Here is a 25,015-nt window from a genome sequence, read left to right as displayed (position 1 = left end):
GCTACTCGCCGCTTTCCCCGGTCAATCCCAGAAACGTCCGGATCTCACCCAACACCTCCTGCGGCTTGTCGTGCTGCAGCCAGTGTCCCGCTCCAGCGATGGTCTTGACGCGCGCGTTCTGGAAGTATCGCTCCAGGCCGGCGGACCGAGCGCCCGCTAGAAAGCTTTCGCCGGCATTGAGCAGCAGCGTCGGGCACGTGATCCGCGACCACAGCTCGATGTGATCGTCGGGCCAGAGCCGATGTGGCGCGGAGGCGCGCTGATAGGGATCGAATTTCCAGCTGTAGCTGCCGTCTTCGTTCCGCCGTGCGCCGTGCCTGGCGAGATGCAGCGCGAGGTCGCGGGCAAGGCGCTTGTTGTGAAGCATCATCTGCGCGGCGGCGTCCTCGAGCGTCGCATAGCGGCGCGGGGTGCGGTCGTGCAGTCTGTCGAGCTGGCCGACCCATCTGCCGATGCGCTCATGCGCCGGCGGCTTCGGTGTATCGGGCAGCATGGTCACGCCGTCGAGGACGACGAGCCTCGTGACCTGTTCGGGGAATGCGCCCGAAAAGATCAGGCTCACCATGCCGCCCATCGAATGGCCGATCAGGGTGACCTGAGGCGCTGCGACGGTGCGAACCAGCTGCGCGAGATCGTACACGTATTCTGTCAGCGCGTAGCTGCCGCCTCTCGTCCAGTCGGAATCGCCGTGACCACGCAGGTCGGGCGCGACGACGCGAAAATGCGGTTGCAGCGAACGCGCGATGTGATCCCAGCTGCGGCAATGATCGCGACCGCCATGCACCAGGATGGCGGCGGGTGCACCCTCGTTGCCCCAGTCGGCGTAGTGCAGCCGCAGGCCGTGCGATTCATAGAAGCGGCTTTGCGGGGCGCTAGCCATTTGCCGGCCGCCGCGCCAAAGCGAGCGAGAGGCCGAGGCCGGCGATGAAGACGCCGGAGCCCTGCGTGAGGCGACGCATCAGAAGTGGCCGTCCGGTTAGTTGCGCGCGCGTCGCCGAGGCCATCAGGACTACCACGACATCGGCGAGCGTGTTCAGCGCCACCGAGATCGCACCCAGCAGGATGAATTGCAGCGTCGGGTTCGAGTCCGACGGATCGAGAAACTGAGGAATGAAGGCGAGGAAGAATGCCGCGGTCTTCGGATTGAGCGCTTCGACCAGCACGCCGTCGCGGAACGCGCGCTCGTCGCCGATCGGCTCGCTCCCAAGCGACAGGTTGCTGCCGGCGCTGCGAAAGGTCTTGATGCCCAGCCAGACCAGATAGAGCGCGCCGACGAATTTCACGGCGGCAAACAGCTCCGCGCTGGCCAGGATGATGGCGGAGATGCCGAGGCTGCCCGCGACCACATGAACCAGTCCGCCCAGCGCCGTGCCCGCGGTCGAGGCAAAGCCGCTGGTACGCCCCTCCGACAAGGTTCGCGCGGCGACGTAAAAAATGCCAGGGCCGGGAACGGCGGCAATGAGGAGAGCTGCGGCCAGGAACAGCCAGAAATTGGTTTCGATCATGCCGTTTTCGTAGCGGAGCGGGCGGCGATTGCAAGGCCTCTTGTTCAGCCCAGCCGGCGCAAGATCACGCTGGCATTGACCCCGCCGAAGCCGAACCCGTTGGAGATGGCATGCTGCATCGGCATCGGCCGCGCGCTGCCTGCGACAATATCGATGCCTTCAGCGCTCGCATCGGGGTTTTCGAGATTGAGCGTGGGCGGCGCGATCTGGTCGCGCAATGCGAGCACGGTGAAGATGGCTTCCAGCCCGCCGGCGGCGCCGAGCAGGTGACCCGTGGCCGATTTGGTCGCGCTCACGGCAATGCCGCGGTTGCGGCCGAACAGCGCGCCGATGGCGCCGAGCTCGCTCTCGTCGCCGGCCGGTGTCGAGGTCGCGTGCGCGTTCAGGTGCTGCACATCCGCGGGCGCAAGCTTGGCCTGCCGAAGCGCGATCTCCATGGCGCGGCGGGCACCATCGCCATCGGGCGGCCCCGAGGTCATGTGATAGGCGTCCGCGGTCGTGCCGTAGCCTACGATCTCGGCGATCGGCGTCGCGCCGCGCGCCTGCGCATGCTCCAGCGCCTCGATCACCAGGATGCCGGCGCCTTCGCCCATGACGAAACCGTCGCGGTTGCGATCGAACGGACGCGAGGCGAGCGCTGGCTCGTCGTTGAAGCCGCTCGATAGCGCGCGAGCGGCCGCAAAGCCGCCGAGGCTGACGATGTCGATGCAGGCCTCCGCGCCGCCGCAGATCGCAACGTCCGCTTCGCCTGACCGGATCATGCGCGCGGCATCGCCGATCGCCTGCACGCCCGCCGCGCAGGCCGTGACGGGCGTGCCCAGCGCGCCCTTGTAGCCGTATTTGATCGAGACGTGGCCGGCGGCGAGATTGGCGAGGAACGAGGGGATCGTGAACGGCGACAGCCGGCGCGCGCCGCGCTGCTCGGTGACGCGCACCGCCTCCGCCATGGCGGGAAAGCCGCCGACGCCGGAGGCGATGATCGTCGCGGTGCGCTCGAGCGCGCCAGCGTCCTGCGGTGTCCATTTGGCTTTCGCGACGGCTTCTGCCGTCGCGAGCAGCGCGAACAGGATGAAGCGGTCCATCTTGCGCTGATCCTTGGGTGCGGCAGCCTGCGCCGGATCGAAACCGCCTTCGGCATCATCGGCCTTGTCGGGAACGAGGCCTGCGATGCGCGCCGGCAGCGCCTCTGCCCATTCCGGCAGCGGGCGCAGCCCGCTTTGCCCGGCGAGCAGCCGCCGCCACGTCAATTCGACGCCGCAGCCAAGCGGCGACACCGCGCCCATTCCCGTCACGACGATACGACGCATGTCAGTCTCCAGCCGGCGCGACGGCCGGGTTCATGGCCTTGAGCGAAGCAAGCCGTGCGCGCATGCCGCGGCTGGCGCGGGGACCTGCGACGACGACCGCATTGGCGAGCGTGATCGGGCGCTTATCGGCGGCATCGACCAAGAGCGGCTCGAGCGGGCGGACATCGTCGCGGCTCGCCAGCAGGATGGATCTGCCTTTCGGCGCCAGATGCTTGTTGCCCCAGGCGAGCAGCGTAGCGATCACGGGGAAGAAATCGCGCGCCTTGTCCGTCAGCACATATTCGTAGCGCGGCGGGCGCTCCTGATAGCGGCGACGCACGAACATGCCGCTTTCGGTGAGATGCGAGAGCCGCCGCGACAGGATGTTGGGCGCAATGCCGAGGCCTTGCGAGAACTCGTCGAACTTCGTCGCACCCTGAAATGCGTCGCGCAGAATCAGGATGCTCCACCATTCGCCGACCGTCTCCACCGCGCGGCCGACCGGGCATTCCAGGATGGAAGGGGATTTGGGCTGCATGGCGGGCAAGGTAGGTCAGTAACTTGCAAAATGCAAGTGACTGCCCCGGGCAGCCATGTGGAGCGAGTGGGGCTGGGTTCTGCTGGTGAGATGAAGCGCGCTCTCGTGCCCCGGACGCAGCGCAGCGCCTCTTAGCGGTGCGCTGCAGAGCCGGGGCCCATATTGATCATGATTGCGGATGTCGCATGGGTGACGGCTCTGCGCAGAAGCGTTTCACGCTGCAGCGCGTCCGGGACAGGAGAGCGAGCGGTGCCGTCGCGGCGCACTCCGTCATTGCGAGCGCAGCGAAGCAATCCAGACTGTTTCCGCGGCGGGATTCTGGATTGCTTCGCTACGCTCGCAATGACGGGTGCAGGGAGCGCGCAAAAGCGTGAGCGTCAGTCGCCTAATGCGATCTTGCCAAGCAGAACGCCACGACCTGCTCCAGCGCGCTCTTCATCGGCGAGGGCGGGAACAGCGCCAGCGCATCCACGGCCATGGCGCCGTAGTGCTGGGCACGGATCAGCGTGTCCTCCAGCGCGCGGTGCTTGTTCATGAGGCCGATGGCGTGATCGAGATCGGAATCGCCGATCTCGCCGCGCTCGAGCGCGCGGATCCAGAAGGCGCGCTCGGTGTCGTTGCCGCGGCGGAAGGCGAGCACGACGGGCAGCGTGATCTTGCCTTCGCGGAAATCGTCGCCGGTGTTCTTGCCGAGCTTGGCGCTCTTGCCGCCATAGTCGAGCACGTCGTCGACGAGCTGGAAGGCGATGCCGAGATTCATGCCGACCGAGCGGCAGGCGGTCTGCTCCGCCTTCGGGCGGTTCGCGATCACGGGGCCGACCTCGCAGGCGGCGGCGAACAATTCGGCGGTCTTGCCGCGGATCACGGCGAGATATTCGTCCTCGGTGGTCGCGGTGTTCTTGGCGGCGGCGAGCTGCATCACCTCGCCCTCGGCGATGGTGGCGGCCGCCGCGGAGAGGATGTCGAGCGCGCGCAGCGAGCCGACCTCGACCATCATGCGGAAGGCCTGGCCGAGCAGGAAGTCGCCGACCAGCACGCTTGCCTCGTTGCCCCAGAGCATGCGCGCCGACAGCTTGCCACGGCGCATCTCGCTCTCGTCGACCACGTCGTCGTGGAGCAGGGTGGCGGTGTGCATGAACTCGACGCTTGCAGCTAACTTGATGTGGCCGTCGCCGCTGTAGCCGGCGAGGTTGGCCATGGCGAGCGTCAGCATCGGGCGCAGGCGCTTGCCGCCCGAGGAGATCAAGTGGTTGGCCACTTCAGGGATCATGGTCACGTCGGAGCCGGTCCGCGACAGGATCGTGGCATTGACGCGCTCCATATCGGGAGCGACAAGGGCAACCAGCTCTTCGATCGACGCGCCGGGGGTTTCGAAAGGTACGATGACGGCCACGCCGGTCTCCAATATTTGCCCCGGAAGGGCTATTCTGATGGAAATACAATAGAAACTGGCGGCGGATGCGGCAAGGGCCGCGGAACCATTGACATTTGCCGCGTTAGCCACTTTCAGGCAGGAGACCTCCGTTTTGCGTGAACTGGTTCGGACCAACGATATGGTGCTGGTGTCGGCGATTGGCGCGCTGCTCGACGGCGCCAACATCCATCATCTGGTGCTGGACCAGAACATGAGCATCATCGAGGGGTCTCTCGGCATTCTGCCGCGGCGGATCCTGGTTCATGAGGACGACGCCGAGGAAGCCAGGGCGCTCCTCACCGAGGCAGGCCTCAGCCACGAACTGCGCGGCGATGATTGAGGCCGCGGATATTACCGAGGACGCGTTTCTCGGCGGGCAGTTGCGCTTGATGCAGAAGCGGTCAGGTCACCGCGCCGGGCACGACGCCGTCCTGCTGGCAGCAGCGACCGACGCTAGGGCGGGTGACCGCGTGGTCGAGCTTGGCGCCGGCGTCGGCACGGCGGGCCTTGCGCTGGCGCGGCGCGTCGTGGGGATCAGGCTGAGCCTCGTCGAGATCGATCCGGAACTGGCAGAGCTCGCGCGGGCGAACGCCGCAGCGAACACGATTCCCGCCGAGGTCATCGTGCTCGACGTCACCGCCGACGCGCAGGCGTTTGCAGCGAACGGACTTCTGCCCGACAGTTCCGACGCCGTATTGATGAACCCGCCCTTCAACGATCCCGCACGCCATCGCGGCTCGCCGGATCAGGCGCGCCACACCGCGCATGTGGCGAGGGAGGAGACGCTGCATGCGTGGGTGCATGCAGCCCGGCGCATTCTCCGATCGAGCGGCGTGCTGACCTTGATCTGGCGCGCGGACGGAATTGGCGATGTCATGGCAGCGCTGTCACGCGGCTTCGGCAGCCTCGCGATCCTGCCGGTTCATGGCGAAGCGGGAAAGCCTGCCATCCGGGTGCTGGTGCGCGCAGTCAAAGGCGGCCGGGCACCGTCGCAATTGCTGCCGGGCCTCATGCTCAACGAGGAGTCAAACGTGCCGAAGAAAGAGGTGAAGGATATTCTGGAGGGGAGGGCGGCGTTGCCGCTGGCGAGGCCGTGACGGCTTATTGCGGAAGCGATTCCGTCTGCTGCTCTTGCGGCGACGTAAAGTGAAGCGCCGTGAAAAGCGCACCGATCAGCAGCAACAGCAGATAGATCTTCATGGCGTTTCCTTCCGCTGCGTATTGCAGCTTCCCAACGCGAATTCTGCAAAACACGTTCCTGGCACTTTCAATGACACTCGCGTGATAAGAAATGGTTAATCAGAGGTAAGGCCATGGCCGAACAATTGAACGATCGTGAGAGTTCCGGCCTGGCCGACAAGCTCATGCAATACCTGCCGGCGCGCTTTCGTCCCGGCACGGCGGTCGTGCCTGTGGTGCGACTGTCCGGTGTGATCGGTGCGGTGACGCCGCTGCGTCCGGGCCTGACGCTTGCCGGCGTCTCGCGGGTGCTCGAGCGCGCGTTTTCCTATCGGCACGCCAAGGCCGTGGCGCTGGTGATCAACTCGCCCGGCGGCTCGCCGGTGCAGTCGCGCCAGATCTACTTGCGCATCAAGCAGCTCGCCGCGGAGAAGAAGCTGCCGGTGCTCGTGTTCGTCGAGGACGTCGCGGCCTCCGGCGGTTACATGATCGCCTGCGCGGGCAACGAGATCATCTGCGATCCCTCCTCGATCCTCGGCTCGATCGGCGTGGTCGGCGGCAGTTTCGGTTTTCAGGAGGCGATCAGGCGGCTCGGCATCGAGCGGCGCCTCTACACCTCGGGCGAGCACAAGGCGATGCTCGACCCGTTCCTTCCGGAAAACCCTGACGATGTCATGAGGCTGAAGGCGATCCAGCGCGAGATCCACCAGATCTTCATCGCGCTGGTCAAGGAAAGCCGCGGCGCCCGGCTGAAGGGAGCCGACGATACGCTGTTCACGGGCGAATACTGGGCGGGGGACAGCGCGATCGCGCTGGGGCTCGCCGACAGCATCGGCGATCTCCGCTCAACTCTTCGTTCCCGCTATGGCGAGAAGGTTCTCACCCCCGTGATCGCGCAGCCGACCGGGCTGCTCTCCGGCCTTTTGGGCCGGAAATCGCCCGGCGCGGGGCAGCTTTCGGCTCTGGAATCGATGGCCGGGCTGCCGGACGAGCTGATCTCGGCAGTCGAGACGCGGGCGATTTGGGCGAAATTCGGGTTCTAGGTCTCGCGCTCCCGCGCCATTTCGTCCGGGCGGCACCAATTGCGGCGCAGGTCCATCTGCGCGACAATGCGTGTGGGGGCTGAGCATGAGACGAGGATCGACCGATGCCGCCGTTCGTCGCTTTCGCGGGCGTCCTGGGCGGGCTTGCCGTGGTCCGCTGGGCCTACAAGACCGCCATCCGAATCAACCAGGAGCTTGAGGAGATGCGCCTGTCGCGCGTCACCGAGGCCGCCCGCATGGGGGATATCCAGACGCTGAAGCGTGACCCCGTGACCGGAGCTTACCGGCCGGGTTAAGGGCACACCTCCACGCGTTCGTCATTCCGGGGCTCGCGAAGCGAGAACCCGGAATCCATCCGAACCACGGCCTGCGGGCGCCCCGGAATGACGCCCGAATCCGGCCCCCTTCGCCTTGATTCCCATCCCCGCCGTCGATACGGTCCCGCGCGATTCAAAACCCCCCGCGAGAGCCCGATCTGACGATGGACGCCTCATTGCCCGCCCATATGCGCCCGGAACGCTCGTTCCAGGGCTTCATCCTCGCGCTCCAGCGGTTCTGGGCCGAGCAGGGCTGCGTGATCCTGCAGCCCTACGACATGGAAATGGGCGCGGGCACCTTCCATCCGGCGACCACGCTGCGCGCGCTCGGGCCAAAGCCGTGGAATGCGGCCTATGTGCAGCCCTCGCGCCGGCCCAAGGACGGCCGTTACGGCGAGAACCCGAACCGGATGCAGCATTATTACCAGTTCCAGGTGATCATGAAGCCGTCGCCGCCGAACCTTCAGGAGCTGTACCTGAAGTCGCTCGCCGCGATCGGCATCGATTCCGCCGTGCACGACATCCGCTTCGTCGAGGACGATTGGGAGAGCCCGACGCTGGGCGCCTGGGGCCTCGGTTGGGAGTGCTGGTGCGACGGCATGGAAGTCAGCCAGTTCACTTATTTTCAGCAGGTCGCCGGCTTCGAATGCGCGCCGGTCGCGGGCGAGCTCACCTACGGGCTCGAGCGCCTCGCGATGTATGTGCAGGGCGTCGACCGCGTCTACGACCTCAACTTCAACGGCCGCGAGGGCGATGCCAAGGTCACCTATGGCGACGTGTTCCTGCAGGCCGAGCAGGAATATTCGCGGCACAATTTCGAATATGCCGACACCGCGATGCTGTTCGAACAGTTCAAGATGGCGGAAGCTGCCTGCAGAAAATATCTCGATGCCGGCTGGCGCGACGGCGGCAACCGGAAACAGCACCTGATGGCACTGCCGGCCTATGACCAGTGCATCAAGGCGAGCCACGTCTTCAACCTGCTCGATGCCCGCGGCGTGATCTCCGTGACCGAACGGCAGAGCTACATTCTGCGCGTGCGCGAGCTGGCAAAAGCTTGTGGCGAGGCCTGGATCCACACTGAAGCGGGCGGAGCGGCCTGATGCCCGATCTTTTGCTTGAACTGTTTTCCGAAGAGATTCCCGCGCGCATGCAGGCGAAGGCGGCGGACGATCTGCGCCGCATGGTCACCGACAAGCTGGTTGCCGAAGGCCTGGTCTATGAGGGCGCAAAGGCCTTCGCGACGCCGCGCCGCCTTGCGCTCACCGTGCACGGCATCCCTGCGCGCCAGCCTGACTTGAAGACCGAGCGGCGCGGACCCAAGGTCGGCGCGCCCGATGCGGCCGTGCAGGGCTTCCTGAAAGCGACAGGATTGAAGTCGCTGGACGAAGCAAAAATCCAGCGCGACCCCAAGGGTGATTTCTACATCGGCTTGATCGAGAAGCCCGGCCGCGACGCGATCGACGTGCTCGCCGAGATCCTGCCTGTCATCATTCGCGCCTTCCCGTGGCCGAAATCGATGCGCTGGGGCGCGCGTTCCGGCAAGCCCGGCTCGCTGAACTGGGTGCGTCCGCTGCACGCGATCACCGCGACCTTCGGCCCCGAGACCGAAGAGCCCGATGTCATCAAGTTCGAGGTCGACGGCATCGAGAGCGGCCAGACCACTTATGGCCACCGCTTCCTCGCGCCGGCGCCGATCTCCGTGCGCCGCTTCGAGGACTACGAGGCCAAGCTTCTTGCCGCGAAAGTGGTGCTCGACGCCGAGCGCCGCAAGGACGCCATTCTCACCGACGCCAAGCAGCTCGCGTTCGCGCAAGGTTTTGAGCTGGTCGAGGACCAGAACCTGCTCGATGAGGTCGCCGGCCTGGTCGAATGGCCGGTCGTGCTGATGGGCTCGTTCGAGCCGGAGTTCTTGAAGACTCCCGACGAAGTCATCCGCGCCACCATCCGCAACAACCAGAAGTGCTTTGTGGTGCGCGACCCCAAGACGGGCAAGCTCGCGAGCAAGTTCATCCTGGTCGCCAATATCGAGGCGACCGACGGTGGCAAAACCATCATCGCCGGCAACGAGCGCGTCATCCGGGCGCGGCTATCGGATGCGAAGTTCTTCTACGAGACGGACCTCAAGACCAAGCTCGAGGACCGGCTGCCGAAGTTCGAGCAGATCGTGTTCCATGAGAAGCTCGGCACGCAGGCGGAGCGCATCAAGCGCATCGAGCGGCTTGCTGCGGAGATCGCGCCGCTGGTCGGCGCCGATGTCGCCAAGGCGACGCGCGCGGCGCAGCTCGCCAAGGCGGATCTGCTGACGGAAGTCGTCGGCGAATTCCCTGAAGTGCAGGGCCTGATGGGGAAGTACTATGCGCTGGCGCAGGGCGAGGACGCCTCCGTCGCCGCGGCTAGCGAGGAGCACTACAAGCCGCAAGGGCCTGCTGATCGCGTTCCGACCGATCCGGTCAGCGTTGCCGTGGCGCTCGCGGACAAGATCGATACCCTGGTTGGGTTCTGGGCGATCGACGAGAAGCCGACCGGCAGCAAGGATCCGTATGCGTTGCGTCGCGCAGCGCTCGGTGTGATCCGATTGATTGCCGAGAACGCGCTGCGTCTGTCGCTCATGAAGGTGGCGGGATCCGCGCTCGCCGGCTTGTCGGTGAAGCCGACCGATGCCTCGCAGCTCCCGAGCGATCTACTGGCCTTCTTTGCCGATCGCCTGAAAGTCCAGCTTCGCGAGCAGGGCGCACGGCACGATCTCGTCGACGCCGTGTTCGCGCTCGGCGGGCAGGACGATCTCCTGATGATTGTCCGCCGCGTCGAGGCGCTCGGGAAATTCCTCGACACTGACGACGGCAAGAACCTGCTCGCCGGCACCAAGCGCGCCAGCAACATCCTGGCGATCGAGGAGAAGAAGGACAAGCGCAGCTTCGACGGCGTGCCCGATGCCGCGCTCTACAGCCTCGCTGAGGAAAAAGCGCTCGCAAAGGCGATCGGCGAGGTCAAGGCGGAAGCCGGCGCCGCCGTGGCCAGGGAGGACTTCGCTGCCGCCATGAGCGCGATGGCGAAGCTGCGCCCGCCGGTGGATGCGTTCTTCGACAAGGTGCGCGTCAACGACGACGATGCCAAGGTGCGCGAGAACCGCCTGAAGCTCCTGAACGAAATCCGCAGCGCCACGCGCGCGGTCGCGGATTTCTCGAAGATCCAGGATTGAGGCGCGGCCGCGCTACAAGCGCCACCGTCATTCCGGGGCGCGCCCCTTGGCGCGAGCCCGGAATCTATTCCCCCTCACGCGCTGCGGCCCGATGGATTCCGGGCTCGCGCTTCGCGCGCCCAGAATGACAGAGCGCAAAAATGCCCCGCCCGGCGGGGGGAGGACCGGGCGGGGCCTGATGTCCGATTTAACACTGCTCGCGCCAGCCTGATGTGACGCGCCGGACATCGAATGGAGCGGCAGCGTGTTTAGTCCAGCACCTCGACAATGCGACGCGACCGCGGCTCGACCAGCACGGTTTCGCCGTTCACGACGGTGTAGCGATAGGTCGTGGCGCCGAAACGTTGCGGCACGTCATAATAGGTGACGCCGACTTCGGGTAAGGTGGCACCGACCACCACGCGATCCGGAATGCGGAAGGGCGGAACACGTTGTTCAACGACATATTCGCGGAAGGCGGGCCGCTGTTCGACGGCAATGGTCGGAGCACCGTCGACCACGGCGGGCGCGCGTCCGACTGTGACGCTGCTTTGCGCCTGCGCCGCAAGGGGCGCGCCGATCGCGACGGCGAGCGCTGCGAGAGCAAGAATCCTGTTCCGCATGGACAACTCCTTCGACTTGAATCTTCTGACGCGCCAATGGCGCGACCGGTTGCCAATGCATGCCGAAAGCCAATGTTCCGGCAAAAGGTCTGCCGCATTCGCGGCAATTTCGGGCAGTTTTCGTGAGGTGGGGAACTCGTAGCCATTCTTGCGCATCTCTACTCCCGGAACTTGGCCGGTTATGATCCGCGCGCGATTCGCCTCACCTCCACAGAAAGATAGTTCATGCACATCACCGTCGCCCACATTTCGCCGATCCTGTCGTTGATTGCGGGCGTGCTCATCCTGATCATGCCGCGGCTCCTCAACCTCATCGTCGCGATCTTCCTCATCGTCAACGGCGCGATCGGGCTCGGGCTCCTGAAGTGGCTCCGCTTCTAGGCGTTCACTTTTCGGAACTGTCCGTCTTGCGCGGGCCCGCCCAAAGTGGTGTAAGGCCCGCGATTTCCCATTCCTCTCGCAGGTTGTGTGCAAGCTATGGCCAAAGCCGCCTCGAAGCCTTCTAAAACTGCAGCGAAATCAAAGCCCTCCGCCAAGGCGAAGGCCGCGCCGGCGGCCCGCAAGGCGCTGGCCAAGAGCGCGCCGAAGCCGGTCGCCAAACCCACTGCAAAGCCGGTGGCAAAGGCAATGACCAAGGCGGCTTCGCCGAAGGTTGCCGCGAAGCCTACGCCGAAGAAGGTTGTGCCTGCCAAGGCGGCGCCGGCAGCGGCCAAGGCCGGCAAATGGGTCTACACGTTCGGTGACGGCAAGGCCGAGGGCCGGACGGAAATGCGCGACCTGCTCGGCGGCAAGGGCGCCAACCTCGCCGAGATGGCCAATCTCGGCCTGCCGGTGCCTCCGGGTTTCACCATCCCGACCTCGGTCTGCACCTATTTCTACGAGCACGACAAGACCTACCCGAAGGAACTGAAGCCGCAGGTTGAGAAGGCGCTCGACTATGTCGGCAAGTTGACCGGCAAGGTGTTCGGCGACACCAGGAACCCGCTGCTCGTCTCGGTGCGCTCCGGCGCGCGCGCCTCGATGCCGGGCATGATGGACACCGTGCTCAATCTCGGCCTCAACGACCAGACCGTGGAAGCGCTGGCCGAGCTGTCGGGCGACCGCCGTTTCGCCTATGACAGCTATCGCCGCTTCATCACGATGTATTCCGACGTGGTGCTCGGCTTCGAGCATCATCATTTCGAGGAGATCCTCGACACCTTCAAGGACAGTCAGGGCTACACGCTCGACACCGATCTGTCGGCCGAAGATTGGGTCGAGCTGGTCGGCAAGTACAAGGACGCGGTCGCACGCGAGACCGGCAAGGAATTCCCGCAGGATCCGCACGACCAGCTCTGGGGCGCGATCGGCGCGGTGTTCTCATCCTGGATGAACGCGCGCGCGGTGACCTACCGCAAGCTGCACGACATTCCGGAATCCTGGGGCACCGCGGTCAACGTGCAGGCCATGGTGTTCGGCAACATGGGCGAGACCTCGGCCACGGGCGTTGCCTTCACCCGCAACCCCTCGACCGGCGAGAGCAAGCTCTACGGCGAGTTCCTGATCAACGCGCAGGGCGAGGACGTGGTCGCGGGCATCCGCACGCCGCAGGACATCACCGAGGAGGCGCGCAAGGAGTCGGGCTCCGACAAGGCGTCGATGGAAGCGGCGATGCCGGAAGCCTTCAAGGAGCTGACGCGGATCTACACGCTGCTCGAGAAGCACTACCGCGACATGCAGGACATGGAGTTCACCGTCGAGCAGGGTAAGCTCTGGATGCTCCAGACCCGCGGCGGCAAGCGCACTGCCAAGGCGGCGCTGCGCATCGCGGTCGAGCTCGCCAATGAGGGCCTGATCTCGAAGAAGGAAGCGGTGACGCGGATCGATCCGGCCTCGCTCGACCAGCTCCTGCATCCGACCATCGATCCCAACGCCAAGCGCGACGTGATCGCGACCGGCCTGCCGGCTTCGCCGGGTGCGGCCTCCGGCGAGATCGTGTTCTCCTCGGACGAGGCGGCCAAGCTTCAGGGCGACGGACGCAAGGTGATTTTGGTCCGCATCGAGACCAGCCCGGAAGACATCCACGGCATGCACGCCGCCGAAGGCATCCTGACCACGCGCGGCGGCATGACCTCGCACGCGGCGGTGGTCGCGCGCGGCATGGGCAAGCCCTGCGTCTCCGGCTGCGGCACCATCCGCGTCGATTACGGCCGCGGCACCATGAGCATCGGCTCGCGCACCTTCAAGACCGGTGATGTCATCACCATCGACGGCTCGCTCGGCCAGGTGCTCGCCGGCCGCATGCCGATGATCGAGCCGGAGCTGTCCGGCGAGTTCGGCACGCTGATGAACTGGGCCGACCAGGTCCGCAAGATCGGCGTCCGCGTCAACGGCGACACGCCGGACGACGCGCGCACGGCGATCAAGTTCGGCGCGGAAGGCATCGGCCTCTGCCGCACCGAGCACATGTTCTTCGAGGAGACGCGCATCCGCACGGTGCGCGAGATGATCCTCTCCGAGGACGAGCAGTCGCGCCGCGCCGCGCTGGCAAAACTGCTGCCGATGCAGCGCGCCGACTTCGTCGAGCTGTTCGAGATCATGAAGGGCCTGCCCGTCACGATCCGGCTTCTGGATCCTCCCCTTCATGAATTCCTGCCGCACACCCATGCCGAGGTCGAGGAAGTGGCGCGCGCCATGAACACCGACCCGCGGCGCCTCGCCGACCGCGCCCGCGAGCTCTCGGAGTTCAACCCGATGCTCGGCTTCCGCGGCTGCCGCATCGCGATCGCCTATCCCGAGATCGCCGAGATGCAGGCCCGCGCGATCTTCGAGGCGGCGGTCGAGGCGCAGAAGCGCACCGGCAAGGCCGTCGGCCTCGAGGTGATGGTGCCGCTGATCGCGACCAAGGCCGAGCTCGACCTGGTCAAGGCACGGATCGATGCCACCGCACAGGCCGTGATGCGCGAGACCAACACCAAGCTGGCCTATCAGGTCGGCACCATGATCGAGCTGCCGCGCGCCTGCCTGCTCGCGGGCGAGATCGCGCAGTCGGCCGAGTTCTTCTCGTTCGGCACCAACGACCTGACGCAGACGACCTACGGCATCAGCCGCGACGACGCGGCGAGCTTCCTCGGTCCCTATGTGGCGAAGGGCATCCTCACGGTCGATCCCTTCATCTCCCTCGATCAGGAAGGCGTCGGCGAGCTGGTCAAGATCGGCGTCGCCCGCGGCCGCAAGACCCGCACTTCGCTCAAGGTCGGCATCTGCGGCGAGCACGGCGGCGATCCTGCCTCCGTCGCCTTCTGCCACCATATCGGTCTCGACTACGTCTCCTGCTCGCCCTACCGCGTGCCGATCGCGCGGCTTGCAGCGGCGCAGGCCGCGCTCGGCAAGACGATCGCGAGCCAGGCGTAAGCCGAAGCACAGACTTGAGTTGAGAGAGGCGGGGCCCAACCCCGCCTCTCATTTTTGGCACTGCTCTCTCCGCGTCGTCATTGCGAGCGTAGCGACTTGTCCGCCGAAGCCCCGGAAGCAATCCAGAATAGTTCCGCAGAGGGACTCTACTCGGCGCTCCTCACATCATCCCCGTCTCATCCTCCTCGGCCTGCCCGATCAGCGCCGCGCTCGGCACCGCCTCGCGGCGGGGCACGACGAACATCATCACGCAGGCGCAAAGGATCGAGATCGCGAGAACCGCGGAGGTCAGCGGCAGCGTCGTTGCGGAGTGGCCGCCGAGATAGGCGCCGAACTGCGACATCAGCGCGCCAATGCCTTGCTGCAGGAAGCCCATCGCGCCCGAGGCGGTGCCGGCCGCTTCGGGACGGATGCTGATGGCGCCGGCGGCGGAATTCGCCATCACGAAGGCATTGCCGGCCATCACGATCATATGGGTGCCGAACAGCCAGGCGGGCGCCTCGTTCAAGCCGACGAAGCTCCAGAGCAGGTTCGCAAGGCTGCCGCAGAGCTGCAGGGCGAGCCCGAACCAGATCAGCTTCTCCAGTGAGTGGCGCGGCGCAAAGCGCACGCAGAGCAGGTTGCCGACCAGAAACGCAAAGCCCGTCGTCGCGAACCAGGCGCCGTATTCGGCGCTGCTGCGGCCCATCTGCGTCACCACGATGTAGGGCCCGCCACCGGCGAAGGTGAAGATGATCTGGGACGCCAGCACCTGGCACATCACATAGCCGACAAAGGCGCGGTTGCGGATGAGCATGCCGATATCGCCGCGGAAGCCGCTGCCGGCGGCGCGGCTGCGGCGGGTCTCAGGCAACGCCAAGGCGATCCCGACGGCAACGACGATGGCGGCGATGGTGATAGCATAGAAGATCGCACGCCAGCCGAACGCGGTCTCGATCAGGCCGCCGGTGAGCGGCGAGACCATCTGCCCGATCATCAGCGCCGCGACCACGAGGCTGATCATCGAGGCGACGCGGTCGCGCTCGTAGATGTCGCGGATGATGGCCCGGCTGATCACCATGCCGGATGCGCCGCCGAGCGCCTGGAAGAAACGTGCGGCAATCAGCTGCGGCAGGGTCTCGGCGAAAATGCAGGCGACGCTGGCCGCCACCATCAGTGCAAGTCCTCCGAGCAGCACCGGGCGCCGCCCGAACCGGTCCGACAGCGGGCCCATGATCAGCTGCGACAGCGCGATGCCGACCATGTAGAGCGACACCGTCATCTGCGCGATCGAGATGTCGCTGCCGAAATCCGTCGCCAGCACCGGCAGCGCCGGAACCAGGATGTAGAGCGAGATCGGTGCGACCCCGGTCATCACCACCAGCAGCAGCAACACCAGGCGCGAGGTCGCGAGGTTGCCGGCCGCTTCGGGCGGCTTGCTGATGATGCCGTGCATCGCCGGACACTAGCCGCATCGCGTTGCGAGCGAATACGCTCATTTCGGCATACGGCTATGCGCGACGCGTCAAGGCGCTGGGCCTGTAGGGTGGGCAAAGACGCGCTCTTTGCGCGGCGTGCCCACCATTGCTGCCGTCACGCGGAGATGGATGGTGGGCACGCATCCGCCTCCGCTCTTCGAGCGGCAGCGGATGCTTTGCCCACCCTACGCAGGCAGTCTTATGACGGAATTAGAGCTTCAGCTCCGCCGTGGCCTGATCGAGCCAGGTCTTCGTCGCCTCGTCCAGCGCCGGCCGCACGTCGTCCCTGACGCGCGCATGGTACGCGTTCAGCCAATCGAGCTCGTCGCGGCTCAGCATCGCGACATCGATCAGGCGGCGGTCGATCGGCGCCAGGGTCAGCGTCTCGAACGCGTTCATCGGCTTCTCGGCACCCTCAATGTCGGCGGTGACGACCAGCTCGAGGTTCTCGATGCGGATGCCGAAGCCATCGGTCTTGTAGTAGCCGGGCTCGTTGGACAGGATCATGCCGCGCTTCAGCGGCGTGGTGCCGAGCTTCGAAATTCGCGCCGGTCCTTCGTGCACCGAGAGATAGCTGCCGACGCCGTGGCCGGTGCCGTGCTCGAAATCGAGCCCGACGGCCCAGAGATGTTGCCGCGCCAGCGTGTCGAGTTGCGCGCCCGTGGTGCCGTCCGGAAAGACGGCGCGCGCGATCGCGATGTGGCCGCGCAGCACGCGGGTGAAGCGGTCGCGCATCTCATCCGTCGGCTCGCCTACCGCCATGGTGCGCGTGACGTCGGTGGTGCCGTCTTCATATTGCGCGCCGGAATCGATCAGCAGGAGATCGCCGGGCGCGATCCGCCGGTTGCTCTTGCGGGTGACGCGGTAATGCACGATGGCGCCGTTCGGGCCGGTGCCGGAGATGGTCGGGAACGAGACGTCCCTGAGCGCGCCGGTGTCGCGGCGGAAGGTCTCCAGCGCCTCGACCGCGTCGATCTCGGTGAGCTTGCCGCTTGGCGCCTCGCGATCGATCCATGCGAGGAAGCGCGCCAGCGCCACGGCGTCGCGCACGTGAGCCGTCTTGGTGCCCTTGATCTCGGTCGCGTTCTTGACCGCCTTCAGCAGTGCAACAGGATCGCTGCCGCGCACCGGCTTGCCGCCGGCCCCGCTGATCAGGCGGCTGAGTGCGTCGGCCGCTGTGGCATTGTCGAGCGCAATGGCCGCACCGCTCTTGGCCAGCGCCATCAGCGTCGGCGCCATGGCGTCCGGTTCGCGCACGTCGGCGGACTGCTCGAGATGGTCGCGTGTGAGGTTGGAGAGCTTGCGGTGGTCGATGAAGATCGTGGGACGGCCGTCCTTCGGCACCAGCGCGTAGGACAGGGGCAGCGGCGTATGGGCGACGTCGGCGCCGCGGATGTTGAAGGTCCAGGCCACTGCGTGGCTGTCCGACAGCACCAAGGCATCGGTGCCGAGCTTGGCGATCTCGGCCCTGATCTGGGTCAGCTTCTCCGCTTCAGTGATACCGGCGTGCTGAAGGCTGTGCACCGCGACGGGAGCGAGCGGCGGCTGCGGCCGGTCCTGCCAGATCGCGTCGATCGGATTGCTGTCGATCGCGACCAACTCGGCCCCGGCCTTGGCGCAGGCGGCGGACAATCGTTCGGCTGCCGAAAAAGTGTGCAGCCACGGATCAAATCCGAGGCGGTCGCCGGCTTTCAGATGCGCCGCCACCCAGCTCTCCGGCGGCGGATCGATCAGCGATTCCACTACCCATGCCTTGGCATCGACCTGCTTGGCCGCCTGCAGCGTGTAGCGGCCGTCGACGAACAGCGCAGCCTCCTGCGGCAGAACCACGGCCAGTCCCGCCGAGCCGGTAAAGCCGGTCAGCCAGGCGAGCCGCTCTTCCGATGGCGGCACATATTCGTTCTGCTGCTGGTCGGCACGTGGCACGACGAAGCCGGTCAACTTGCGACGGGCAAGTTCTTCGCGAAGTGCGGCCAGTCGTGCCGCCAAGGCGACGCCGGCCTCCGGCTCCTCGAATGTCTGGAAGTGCGCTTCGAACATGGTGGATCACTTTAGGATCATGGAGATCAGTCCGCAATGTAGACGCATTTGCGTCGCATCTGGCATGGACTGTGCTTGAAATAGTTCCATTCGAATTGAGTGGAGTAAAGGATGTGGCAGTTGCGCTTCGTCCGGATAACAGGGAAATTCGAGCGGGTGGTTCATCTCAACGGCGAGGGGACACACAATGCCAGCGTTCACCTTTGAGAAGATTTCGCCGCCGGCGCGCCGCGCTCCGACAGCGGCAGTACCGAAGAAGCCGCGCGGCCTCATCAGCCAGATGATCGACCGTTTCGCCGAGCGCCGCGCCAAACGCGCCTTGCGGGGCAAGCGCGCGTCACGCCGCGACGAGAAGCCGGCCGAGTAGCGCGGCAAGGGAGCGCACCGCCGTCGCGACGCGGTTAGTTCATCCCACCTTCCTCAGCAGCAGACTGCTCCACCCCTCGATGCGCAGATGCTTCACCGGCACGAGGCCGCGGGCGCGGTAGGCGGCGATCACGGCGGGCGCCTGGTGCGTCAAGAGGCCGGAGAGGATGACGCGGGCGCCAGGCGCAAGGTGCTGCGTCATCGGGCTCGCCAATTGCCGCAACGGATTGGCAAGGATATTGGCGAGCACCAGGTCGAACGGGCCTGCACGCGCAAAATCCGGCGCGGCAAAGCCGGTCGCGCGGATCACCCGCACATGGTTGCCAACTTCGTTCAGCGTGGCGTTCTCGGCGGCCACCCGGACCGATGGCGGATCGATGTCGGAAGCCAGCACCGCGCGATGCAGCGCCTTCGCCGCCGCGATCGCCAGCACGCCCGTGCCTGTGCCGAGATCGAGCAGGCTCCTCGGGCGGGAGCTCTTCAGGACATGGTCAAGCAGAAGTAAACAGCCGCGCGTCGTGCCATGGTGACCCGTGCCGAACGCGAGCGCCGCCTCGATCTCGATGGCGAGCTTGTTCGGCGCCACACGGTCGCGATCGTGGCTGCCGTGCACGACGAAGCGGCCGGCCGGCACCGGGACGAGATCTTCAAGGCTGGCCTTGACCCAGTCCTTGGCTTCGACAGTATCGAAGACGAGCGTCGCCGCGATCTCATTTCCTGCTGAAGTTGCAACGAGTTCGCGCAGCCATGCCTGATCGGGCGCTGCGGCGAAATGCAACGTGACGTCCCAGCGTCCGTCAGGCCGCTCGAACGCGGCGACCGCCGCATCGCCGTCGAAAAAGACCTCGGTGAGCACGTCGACGACGCGCTTGGCGTCGGCTTCGCTGCCGATCGAAAAGCTGGCGCGATGGGTCGGGGAAGGCTGCATTCAGGGTTCCGTTGAGTTCAATTTTTGGAACTTTTGGTGCCCAGTTTTCGGACAAGTTGAGGTTCCCACATTAACGCGCCTGCAGTGTGTGCCCGTATATTTTCGGATGTACAAGCAAGTCCACGCAGCTTGGAATTGAAACGGAGGCGAGTCTTGAAGCGCATGATTCAGAAGTTCTGGTCGGATGAGTCCGGTGCAACCGCGATCGAATACGGCCTGATCGCCGCGGGTATCGCCCTGGCGATCATTACCGTGGTGAACGGCCTGGGCACCACCATGAACGAGAAGTTCACTTCGATTAGCACCTCCTTGAAGTAATTTCCGCCGCCATTTCCCAGCGGGGGCTACTTTCTTAAGGCTGTTCCTGATCACCGCCCGCTGGGGATTCCCCCTGGCGGGCGAGGTCGTTTTTGCCGCCCGACTTCACAGCTTATCCGCCTGCTTGTCCGGACTTTATCCACCACTTTTCCCCTGATCGCCCCGCCGATTTCCCACCGGCTTTCCCCAGGATCGCTCCTGGCCGTATCGCCCAGGCCTCCTCTGGCCGCTCACAGGCCTTTCGACAGCCTGCCCACAACCAATCCACAGTCCTATCCACGGCTCCCGAACAGGGCGCGGTGATCCCGCAGGATCGCCTGCGCGGCGTTATGGCCGGGCGCGCCGGTGACGCCGCCGCCTGGATGGGCGCCGGATCCGCAATGGTAGAGGCCTCTCAGCGGCCCGCGATAATCGGCGTGGCCCAGCATCGGCCGCGCCGAGAACAGCTGGTTCAATGTCAGCGCGCCGTGGAAGATGTCGCCGCCGAGCAGCCCGAATTGCCGCTCGAGGTCGAGCGGAGACAGGATCTGGCGGCCGAGCACGCTCGCCGCAAAACCCGGGGCATATTTGTCCACCGTCGCGATCATGAGATCGGCGACCTCTTCGCGATGGTCGTCCCAGGACCTTCCATCGGGAAGCCCTGGGGCGACATGCTGACAGAACAGGCTCGCGACATGCTTGCCGGGCGGGGCCAGCGTGTCGTCGAGCGTCGAGGGGATCAGCATCTCCACCACGGGCTCGCGGCTCCAGCCCTGGGCGCGCGCGTCGAGCCAGGCACGGTCCATATAGCCCAGACTCGGCGCCAGGATGATGCCGGAGGTGAGGTGATCGCCCTCGCCTGAGAGCGCCGTGAAGGAGGGCAGGCGGTCCAGCGCCACATTCATCCGGAAGGTGCCGGAGCCATTCTTCCAATGCCGGATGCGGGCGAGGAAGTCCGCAGGCAGAGCATCGGCCGCGATCAAGCGCGTGTAGAGCAGCTTTGGATTGACGTTGGCCGCCACATATTTCGCGCGGATCGCAGAGCCGTTCTCCAGCACGATTCCGACGGCGCGGTCGCGCTCGACGATGATCTCACGCACACCGGCATCCGTGTCGATCGCGACGCCGCGGTCGCGCGCCGCGCGCGCCATCGCCTGCGTGATCGCGCCCATGCCGCCGATGGCGTGGCCCCACACGCCCTTCTTGCCGTTCACCTCCCCGAACGCGTGATGCAGCATCACATAGGCCGAGCCGGCGGCGTAGGGGCTGGCATAGTTGCCGACGATGGCGTCGAAGCCGAACAGCGCCTTGACCAGATCGTGCTCGAAACGTTCGTCCAGCATCTCGCCGGCCGAACGCGTGAACAGATCGAGCAGGCTGCGGCTCTGTTCCAGCGTCAGGCCGCGGAGAATGTTGGCGCTCTGCAAAGCGTTCACGGCCTCGCGGATCGCGTTGGTGCCAAAACCGTCGAGCAGGTTCGGCGGCGCGCGCAGCACGAACCGCCTGAGCACGTCGGCAATGTCTTCCAGCTCGCGCGCGAAGCCGTCGAGCGCTTCCGCATCATGCGCGCTGAGCCGCGCCACCGAGGCTTTCGTTCGCCCCTCGCCGGTGAGGAGATAGCTGCCGTCCGGCGCGGGCAGAAAATTCTGCGCACGCCGCTCGACGATGCGCAGGCCCTGCTCAGCGAGCTTGAGGTCACGGATCACCTGCGGATTGAGCAGGCTGACGGTGTAGGCGGCGACAGAATTGCGAAAGCCGGGGTGAAACTCCTCCGTCACCGCGGCACCGCCGACCACCTTGCGCCGTTCGACCACGCGCACGCGCAGGCCCGCCATCGCCAGATAGGTCGCGCAGGTGAGGCCGTTGTGGCCCGCGCCGATGATGATGACGTCGGTATCGGTCATGACTTCCTTGGCGTCATTCCGGCGCTACTCGGCAGAGCCGAACTATGGTGCGGGCTCCGCACCGGAGAATCTCGAGGTTCCGGGTTCGATGCTGCGCATCGTACCGGAACGACATCTCTATATCAGGCATTCCTTGCTGCAACATCACGCCACACTTTATTGCCCGTCCAGGCGCCTTGTGCTCCATTGCGCGCGATCCGGCGCCCGCCGGGGTTTGAGCCGGAGCATTCATGGATTCGATCGTGCAACCCGCCGCCACGGAGCAGCCGTCGTCGTCGCGCAACCGGCTGCTGCTGACGATCTACACCGCTGCGATCTTCGTCAGCGCGCTCCTGCTGTTCTCGGTGCAGCCGCTGTTCACCAAGATGGTGCTGCCGCGGCTCGGCGGCTCGCCGGCGGTGTGGTCGGTGGCCATGGTGTTCTTCCAGTCGCTGCTGCTGGCCGGCTATGCCTATGCGCATCTGCTGATGCAGGCGCGGAACCGGATCGTCCCCGTCGCGGTACATCTGGTGCTGCTGTTCGCCGCCTTCGCCACGCTGCCGCTCGGCATCGCCTCCGCCTATGGCGAGCCGCCGGCTTCGGGCTACGCGGTCTGGCTGCTCGCCCTGTTCGCGGTCTCGATCGGGCTGCCGTTCTTCGCGCTCGCCGCGAACAATCCGCTGCTGCAGGCCTGGTTTGTCCGCACCGGCCACCCGGCCGGGCATGATCCCTATTTCCTCTACGCCTCCTCCAATATCGGCAGCTTCCTTGCGCTGTTGTCCTATCCGTTCCTGCTGGAGCCGATGTTCACGCTTCAGATGCAGAACCGGTTCTGGACCGGTGGCTATGGCCTGCTGATACTCCTCATCGGCGCCTGCGGCGTGCTGATGTTGCGTTCGCCGAAGCTGGCGCTGACCGACACGCGGGCCGAGGACGTGAATGCACCCGCGCCCGGCCTCTTGACGCGGCTGCGCTGGATCTTCCTCGCCGCAGTGCCCTCGGGTCTGCTCATCGCCGTCACCGCGCACATCTCGACCGACGTCGCGGCGGCGCCGCTTTTGTGGGTGCTGCCGCTGTCGCTTTACCTCTTGACCTGGGTCGTCGTGTTCCAGTCGCGGCCGCTGCTGCCGCACAAATGGATGCTGATGCTCCAGCCGGTCGCGATCGCCGGCGTCGTCGTCCTGCTGGCTTTCGGCGGCGAGCAGAACCTGCTGCTGACGCTCGGCGGACATCAACTCTGCTTCTTCGTCATCGCCATGGCCTGCCACGGCGAGCTGGCGCGGACGCGGCCGGCCGCAAAATATCTCACCGGATTCTATGTCGCGCTGTCATTGGGCGGCATGGTCGGTGGCTTGTTCGCGGGGCTGGTTGCGCCCTTCACCTTCTCGTGGATCGCCGAATATCCGATTCTGATCGCGCTTGCCGCGCTGTGCCGTCCGTCCGCGAATGAGCGGCTGGCCGCAATCGTCAAATGGTACTGGCTGGCGCTCGCCGCGATCGCGGTGGCGCTCATCGCGCCGTCATACACGACCGGCGGCCTCCTGACTTGGTTCGAGGATCATCGCGTCTGGGTCGCCGGCGCCGTCGGCGTGCTCGCCGCGCTGCTCGCGCTGATCCTCAATGCCGGACGCTGGAAGATCTTTGCCACCGTCGCGCTGGCGCTGGCGTTGATCCGCGTTTATCCCGCGGACGAGGGCCGCGTCACGACCGTGCGCAGCTTCTTCGGCGTGCACAAGATCGTCGTGACGCCCGGCGGTTATTTCCACGTGCTGATGCACGGCACCACCATTCATGGCGCCGAGCGCTTCCGCAACAATGACGGCACGCCTGTGACCGGCCGGCCCGAGCCGATCACCTATTATCACAAGGACGGCGGCATCGGTCAGGCGGTCAGCGCGATCCGCGAGCGTAAGGGCGCGCCGCTGAAGGTCGCCGCGATCGGCGTCGGCTCCGGCACGCTCGCCTGCGCCGCCGAGCGGGGGGAGGACTGGACCTTTTTCGAGATCGACCAGTCCATGGTCGATGCGGCGCGTGATCCCAGGAATTTCCGCTACATCTCGAGCTGCATGCCGGACATGAAGCCTGTCATCGGCGATGCGCGCCTCACCTTCGCCAAGGAGCCCGACGGCGCCTATGATCTCGTCATCGTGGACGCCTATTCGTCCGACGCGATCCCGATCCATCTTGCGACCGAAGAGGCGATGAAGATCTACAAGGACAAGCTCGCGCCGCACGGTGCCGTGGTGATGCACGTCTCGAACCGGCATCTGGATCTCGAAACCGTCGTCGTCGGTATCGCGGACGCCAATGATCTCAAGAGCTGGGTCTTCAACGAGGATTCCGGGCGCGATGGTGACTACATCTTCTCCACCGACGTCGTCATCTCCGCGCGCGAGGAGGCCGACATCGGCAGGCTCGCGTCCTCCAAGCAATGGGAACAGACCGAAGCCGACGACAGGGTGCGAGTCTGGACCGATGACTATTCGAACATCCTGGGCGCGCTGTATCGGCGTTGGAAGAATGGGGAGTAGGGGACACGAGCGCGGCCTAAGGCGCCACGGGCGTCCCCACCGGCAGCGCAATTCCCTTAGCGCCGGCCACCTCTCGTAATAGATCCGGCCTGTCCGAGATGATGCCGTCGACGCCGAGCTCGATCATGCGCGTCATGTCCTCGCGCTTGTTCACCGTCCAGACCACGACGCGCAGTCCGAGCGCGTGGGCCTCCGAAACCAGAGGAGCGGTCACGTCGCCGAAATAGGGCGACCAGATCGCGCCGCCCGCAGCCTTGATCGTGCGCGGCAGCGAGCCGGCGTGATCGGCCGGGTTGAACCCCGCCGTCCAGTTTGTCGCCTTGTCGAGCGCTACCGTCGGAGCCAGGCCGCGCTGGATCGTCAGGTACGCGGTCGGGATGTTCGGCGCCTGCTGCTGGACGCGACGCAAGGTTCGCCAGTCGAACGACTGGATCATGACGCGATCGGAGACTCCCTCGGTCTCGATCACCCCGAACAGCTTCGCGACGAATTCTTGCGGATCAAGCGTTTCATCGGGACGGTTCGGATCGATCTTGGTCTCGATGTTGAAGCGCACTTGCCTGTTGCCGGACTTGCGCACCAGCGCGAACAGCTCGCGCAAGGTGGGAATGCGAGTCCCAGGGACGGCACGCTGGTCCGGAAATTGTTTCGCATAGGCACTGTCCGGCCGAATCTGGCCGACGTCATAGGTCCTGATCTCGTCGAGCCGCAATTTCACGAACGGCGTGCCGGGCGGAGCGATGTAGGCGCCATCGGGCCGCCGTGCGAGATCGGGATTGAGCCCGCGCTCATGCGCGACGATCACTTCGCCGTCGGCGGTGACGCCGACGTCGAGCTCCAGCGTGTCCACGCCCATCGTCAGCGAATGGGCGAAGGCGGGCAGGGTGTTTTCCGGCAGCAGCGCCCGCCCGCCGCGATGCGCCTCGAGGTCGAAGGCCAAATCAGATCCCATGGCTTGTCCGGCAGTGAGCAGCGAGAGCAGCACCGGGATTGTCGTGGCACGTGATGGCATGGTGCCTCGACGGTTCAAGGCG

Annotated in this window: 22 protein-coding genes; 11 read left to right on the top strand and 11 right to left on the bottom strand. The window is 65.7% G+C overall.

Annotated elements, in window-relative coordinates; all coding sequences use genetic code 11:
- Nucleotide 1: 1 nt before the first annotated feature.
- From ABIA45_RS20250 to ABIA45_RS20230, 5 genes are all read right to left on the bottom strand, one after another.
- Nucleotides 2-880, bottom strand: coding sequence for an alpha/beta fold hydrolase (locus ABIA45_RS20250; protein WP_271540453.1), 879 nt, complete (start codon nucleotides 878-880; stop codon nucleotides 2-4).
- Nucleotides 873-1,505 (bottom strand): LysE family translocator, encoded by a 633-nt coding sequence (locus ABIA45_RS20245; protein ID WP_271540455.1) that lies wholly within the window; start codon nucleotides 1,503-1,505, stop codon nucleotides 873-875. The genes ABIA45_RS20250 and ABIA45_RS20245 overlap by 8 nt, the downstream gene beginning before the upstream one ends.
- 44 nt (nucleotides 1,506-1,549) lie before the next feature.
- Nucleotides 1,550-2,812, bottom strand: a complete 1,263-nt coding sequence (gene fabF, locus ABIA45_RS20240) for a beta-ketoacyl-ACP synthase II (protein ID WP_404653355.1) — start codon at nucleotides 2,810-2,812, stop codon at nucleotides 1,550-1,552.
- 1 nt (nucleotide 2,813) lies between these two features.
- Nucleotides 2,814-3,329: a winged helix-turn-helix transcriptional regulator gene (locus ABIA45_RS20235; protein WP_404653354.1), complete on the bottom strand. Its 516-nt coding sequence runs from the start codon at nucleotides 3,327-3,329 to the stop codon at nucleotides 2,814-2,816.
- A gap of 385 nt (nucleotides 3,330-3,714) precedes the next feature.
- A complete protein-coding gene (locus tag ABIA45_RS20230; protein ID WP_271540461.1) occupies nucleotides 3,715-4,722 on the bottom strand; it encodes a polyprenyl synthetase family protein in 1,008 nt (335 codons plus the stop codon).
- Between the two features lie 133 nt (nucleotides 4,723-4,855).
- Between ABIA45_RS20230 and ABIA45_RS20225 the strand changes: the two genes are divergently transcribed.
- The 6 genes from ABIA45_RS20225 to glyS all read left to right on the top strand — a co-directional run bounded on the left by ABIA45_RS20225 (nucleotide 4,856) and on the right by glyS (nucleotide 10,484).
- Nucleotides 4,856-5,083 carry a DUF2007 domain-containing protein gene (locus ABIA45_RS20225; RefSeq protein WP_008562067.1) on the top strand — a complete coding sequence of 76 codons (228 nt, stop codon included), beginning with the start codon at nucleotides 4,856-4,858 and terminating at the stop codon, nucleotides 5,081-5,083.
- Nucleotides 5,076-5,840 (top strand): tRNA1(Val) (adenine(37)-N6)-methyltransferase, encoded by a 765-nt coding sequence (locus tag ABIA45_RS20220; RefSeq protein WP_271540465.1) that lies wholly within the window; start codon nucleotides 5,076-5,078, stop codon nucleotides 5,838-5,840. The genes ABIA45_RS20225 and ABIA45_RS20220 overlap by 8 nt, the downstream gene beginning before the upstream one ends.
- Nucleotides 5,841-6,056: 216 nt before the next feature.
- Nucleotides 6,057-6,965, top strand: coding sequence for a S49 family peptidase (locus ABIA45_RS20215; RefSeq protein WP_157284769.1), 909 nt, complete (start codon nucleotides 6,057-6,059; stop codon nucleotides 6,963-6,965).
- A 104-nt stretch (nucleotides 6,966-7,069) separates the two neighbouring features.
- The gene (locus ABIA45_RS20210) at nucleotides 7,070-7,261 is read left to right on the top strand and encodes a hypothetical protein (protein ID WP_036006375.1); all 192 of its coding nucleotides are present in this window, start codon (nucleotides 7,070-7,072) and stop codon (nucleotides 7,259-7,261) included.
- 185 nt (nucleotides 7,262-7,446) lie between these two features.
- The gene (locus tag ABIA45_RS20205; RefSeq protein WP_157284768.1) at nucleotides 7,447-8,385 is read left to right on the top strand and encodes a glycine--tRNA ligase subunit alpha; all 939 of its coding nucleotides are present in this window, start codon (nucleotides 7,447-7,449) and stop codon (nucleotides 8,383-8,385) included.
- Nucleotides 8,385-10,484: a glycine--tRNA ligase subunit beta gene (gene glyS / locus ABIA45_RS20200; protein ID WP_271540470.1), complete on the top strand. Its 2,100-nt coding sequence runs from the start codon at nucleotides 8,385-8,387 to the stop codon at nucleotides 10,482-10,484. The genes ABIA45_RS20205 and glyS overlap by 1 nt, the downstream gene beginning before the upstream one ends.
- 248 nt (nucleotides 10,485-10,732) lie before the next feature.
- Here the strand turns inward: glyS and ABIA45_RS20195 are convergent, their stop codons facing one another.
- The gene (locus ABIA45_RS20195) at nucleotides 10,733-11,086 is read right to left on the bottom strand and encodes a DUF1236 domain-containing protein (RefSeq protein WP_157284819.1); all 354 of its coding nucleotides are present in this window, start codon (nucleotides 11,084-11,086) and stop codon (nucleotides 10,733-10,735) included.
- 225 nt (nucleotides 11,087-11,311) lie between these two features.
- On the opposite strand from ABIA45_RS20195, the gene ABIA45_RS20190 reads away from it, so the two are divergent.
- Nucleotides 11,312-11,467, top strand: coding sequence for a DUF3096 domain-containing protein (locus tag ABIA45_RS20190; protein ID WP_008562090.1), 156 nt, complete (start codon nucleotides 11,312-11,314; stop codon nucleotides 11,465-11,467).
- A gap of 96 nt (nucleotides 11,468-11,563) precedes the next feature.
- Nucleotides 11,564-14,479 carry a pyruvate, phosphate dikinase gene (gene ppdK / locus ABIA45_RS20185; RefSeq protein ID WP_404653351.1) on the top strand — a complete coding sequence of 972 codons (2,916 nt, stop codon included), beginning with the start codon at nucleotides 11,564-11,566 and terminating at the stop codon, nucleotides 14,477-14,479.
- 160 nt (nucleotides 14,480-14,639) lie between these two features.
- On the opposite strand, the gene ABIA45_RS20180 is transcribed toward ppdK, so the two are convergent.
- Nucleotides 14,640-15,914, bottom strand: coding sequence for a multidrug effflux MFS transporter (locus tag ABIA45_RS20180; RefSeq protein ID WP_404653349.1), 1,275 nt, complete (start codon nucleotides 15,912-15,914; stop codon nucleotides 14,640-14,642).
- 232 nt (nucleotides 15,915-16,146) lie between these two features.
- Nucleotides 16,147-17,976 (bottom strand): aminopeptidase P family protein, encoded by a 1,830-nt coding sequence (locus ABIA45_RS20175; protein ID WP_404653348.1) that lies wholly within the window; start codon nucleotides 17,974-17,976, stop codon nucleotides 16,147-16,149.
- 187 nt (nucleotides 17,977-18,163) lie between these two features.
- Between ABIA45_RS20175 and ABIA45_RS20170 the strand changes: the two genes are divergently transcribed.
- Complete coding sequence (locus tag ABIA45_RS20170; RefSeq protein WP_271540478.1) at nucleotides 18,164-18,343, top strand: hypothetical protein; 180 nt, start codon at nucleotides 18,164-18,166, stop codon at nucleotides 18,341-18,343.
- A 39-nt stretch (nucleotides 18,344-18,382) separates the two neighbouring features.
- Here ABIA45_RS20170 and ABIA45_RS20165 read toward each other — a convergent pair whose 3' ends face one another.
- On the bottom strand, nucleotides 18,383-19,270 hold the full coding sequence (locus tag ABIA45_RS20165; protein ID WP_157284762.1) for a 50S ribosomal protein L11 methyltransferase: 888 nt from the start codon (nucleotides 19,268-19,270) through the stop codon (nucleotides 18,383-18,385).
- A gap of 162 nt (nucleotides 19,271-19,432) precedes the next feature.
- On the opposite strand from ABIA45_RS20165, the gene ABIA45_RS20160 reads away from it, so the two are divergent.
- Entirely contained in the window at nucleotides 19,433-19,588 is a 156-nt protein-coding gene (locus ABIA45_RS20160) for a Flp family type IVb pilin (protein WP_085968950.1), read from the top strand.
- Between the two features lie 272 nt (nucleotides 19,589-19,860).
- Here the strand turns inward: ABIA45_RS20160 and ABIA45_RS20155 are convergent, their stop codons facing one another.
- Nucleotides 19,861-21,471, bottom strand: a complete 1,611-nt coding sequence (locus ABIA45_RS20155) for a phytoene desaturase family protein (RefSeq protein WP_404543347.1) — start codon at nucleotides 21,469-21,471, stop codon at nucleotides 19,861-19,863.
- 230 nt (nucleotides 21,472-21,701) lie between these two features.
- Between ABIA45_RS20155 and ABIA45_RS20150 the strand changes: the two genes are divergently transcribed.
- On the top strand, nucleotides 21,702-23,981 hold the full coding sequence (locus ABIA45_RS20150; RefSeq protein WP_404653346.1) for a fused MFS/spermidine synthase: 2,280 nt from the start codon (nucleotides 21,702-21,704) through the stop codon (nucleotides 23,979-23,981).
- Between the two features lie 16 nt (nucleotides 23,982-23,997).
- Here ABIA45_RS20150 and ABIA45_RS20145 read toward each other — a convergent pair whose 3' ends face one another.
- On the bottom strand, nucleotides 23,998-24,993 hold the full coding sequence (locus ABIA45_RS20145) for a glycerophosphodiester phosphodiesterase (protein ID WP_271540485.1): 996 nt from the start codon (nucleotides 24,991-24,993) through the stop codon (nucleotides 23,998-24,000).
- Nucleotides 24,994-25,015 lie beyond the last annotated feature (22 nt).

This window comes from Bradyrhizobium sp. USDA 336, from assembly GCF_044908355.1.
GTDB lineage: Bacteria > Pseudomonadota > Alphaproteobacteria > Rhizobiales > Xanthobacteraceae > Bradyrhizobium > Bradyrhizobium yuanmingense.
Note: the sequence above shows the minus strand (reverse complement) of the source record. Positions and strands in the feature narration are given on the sequence as shown.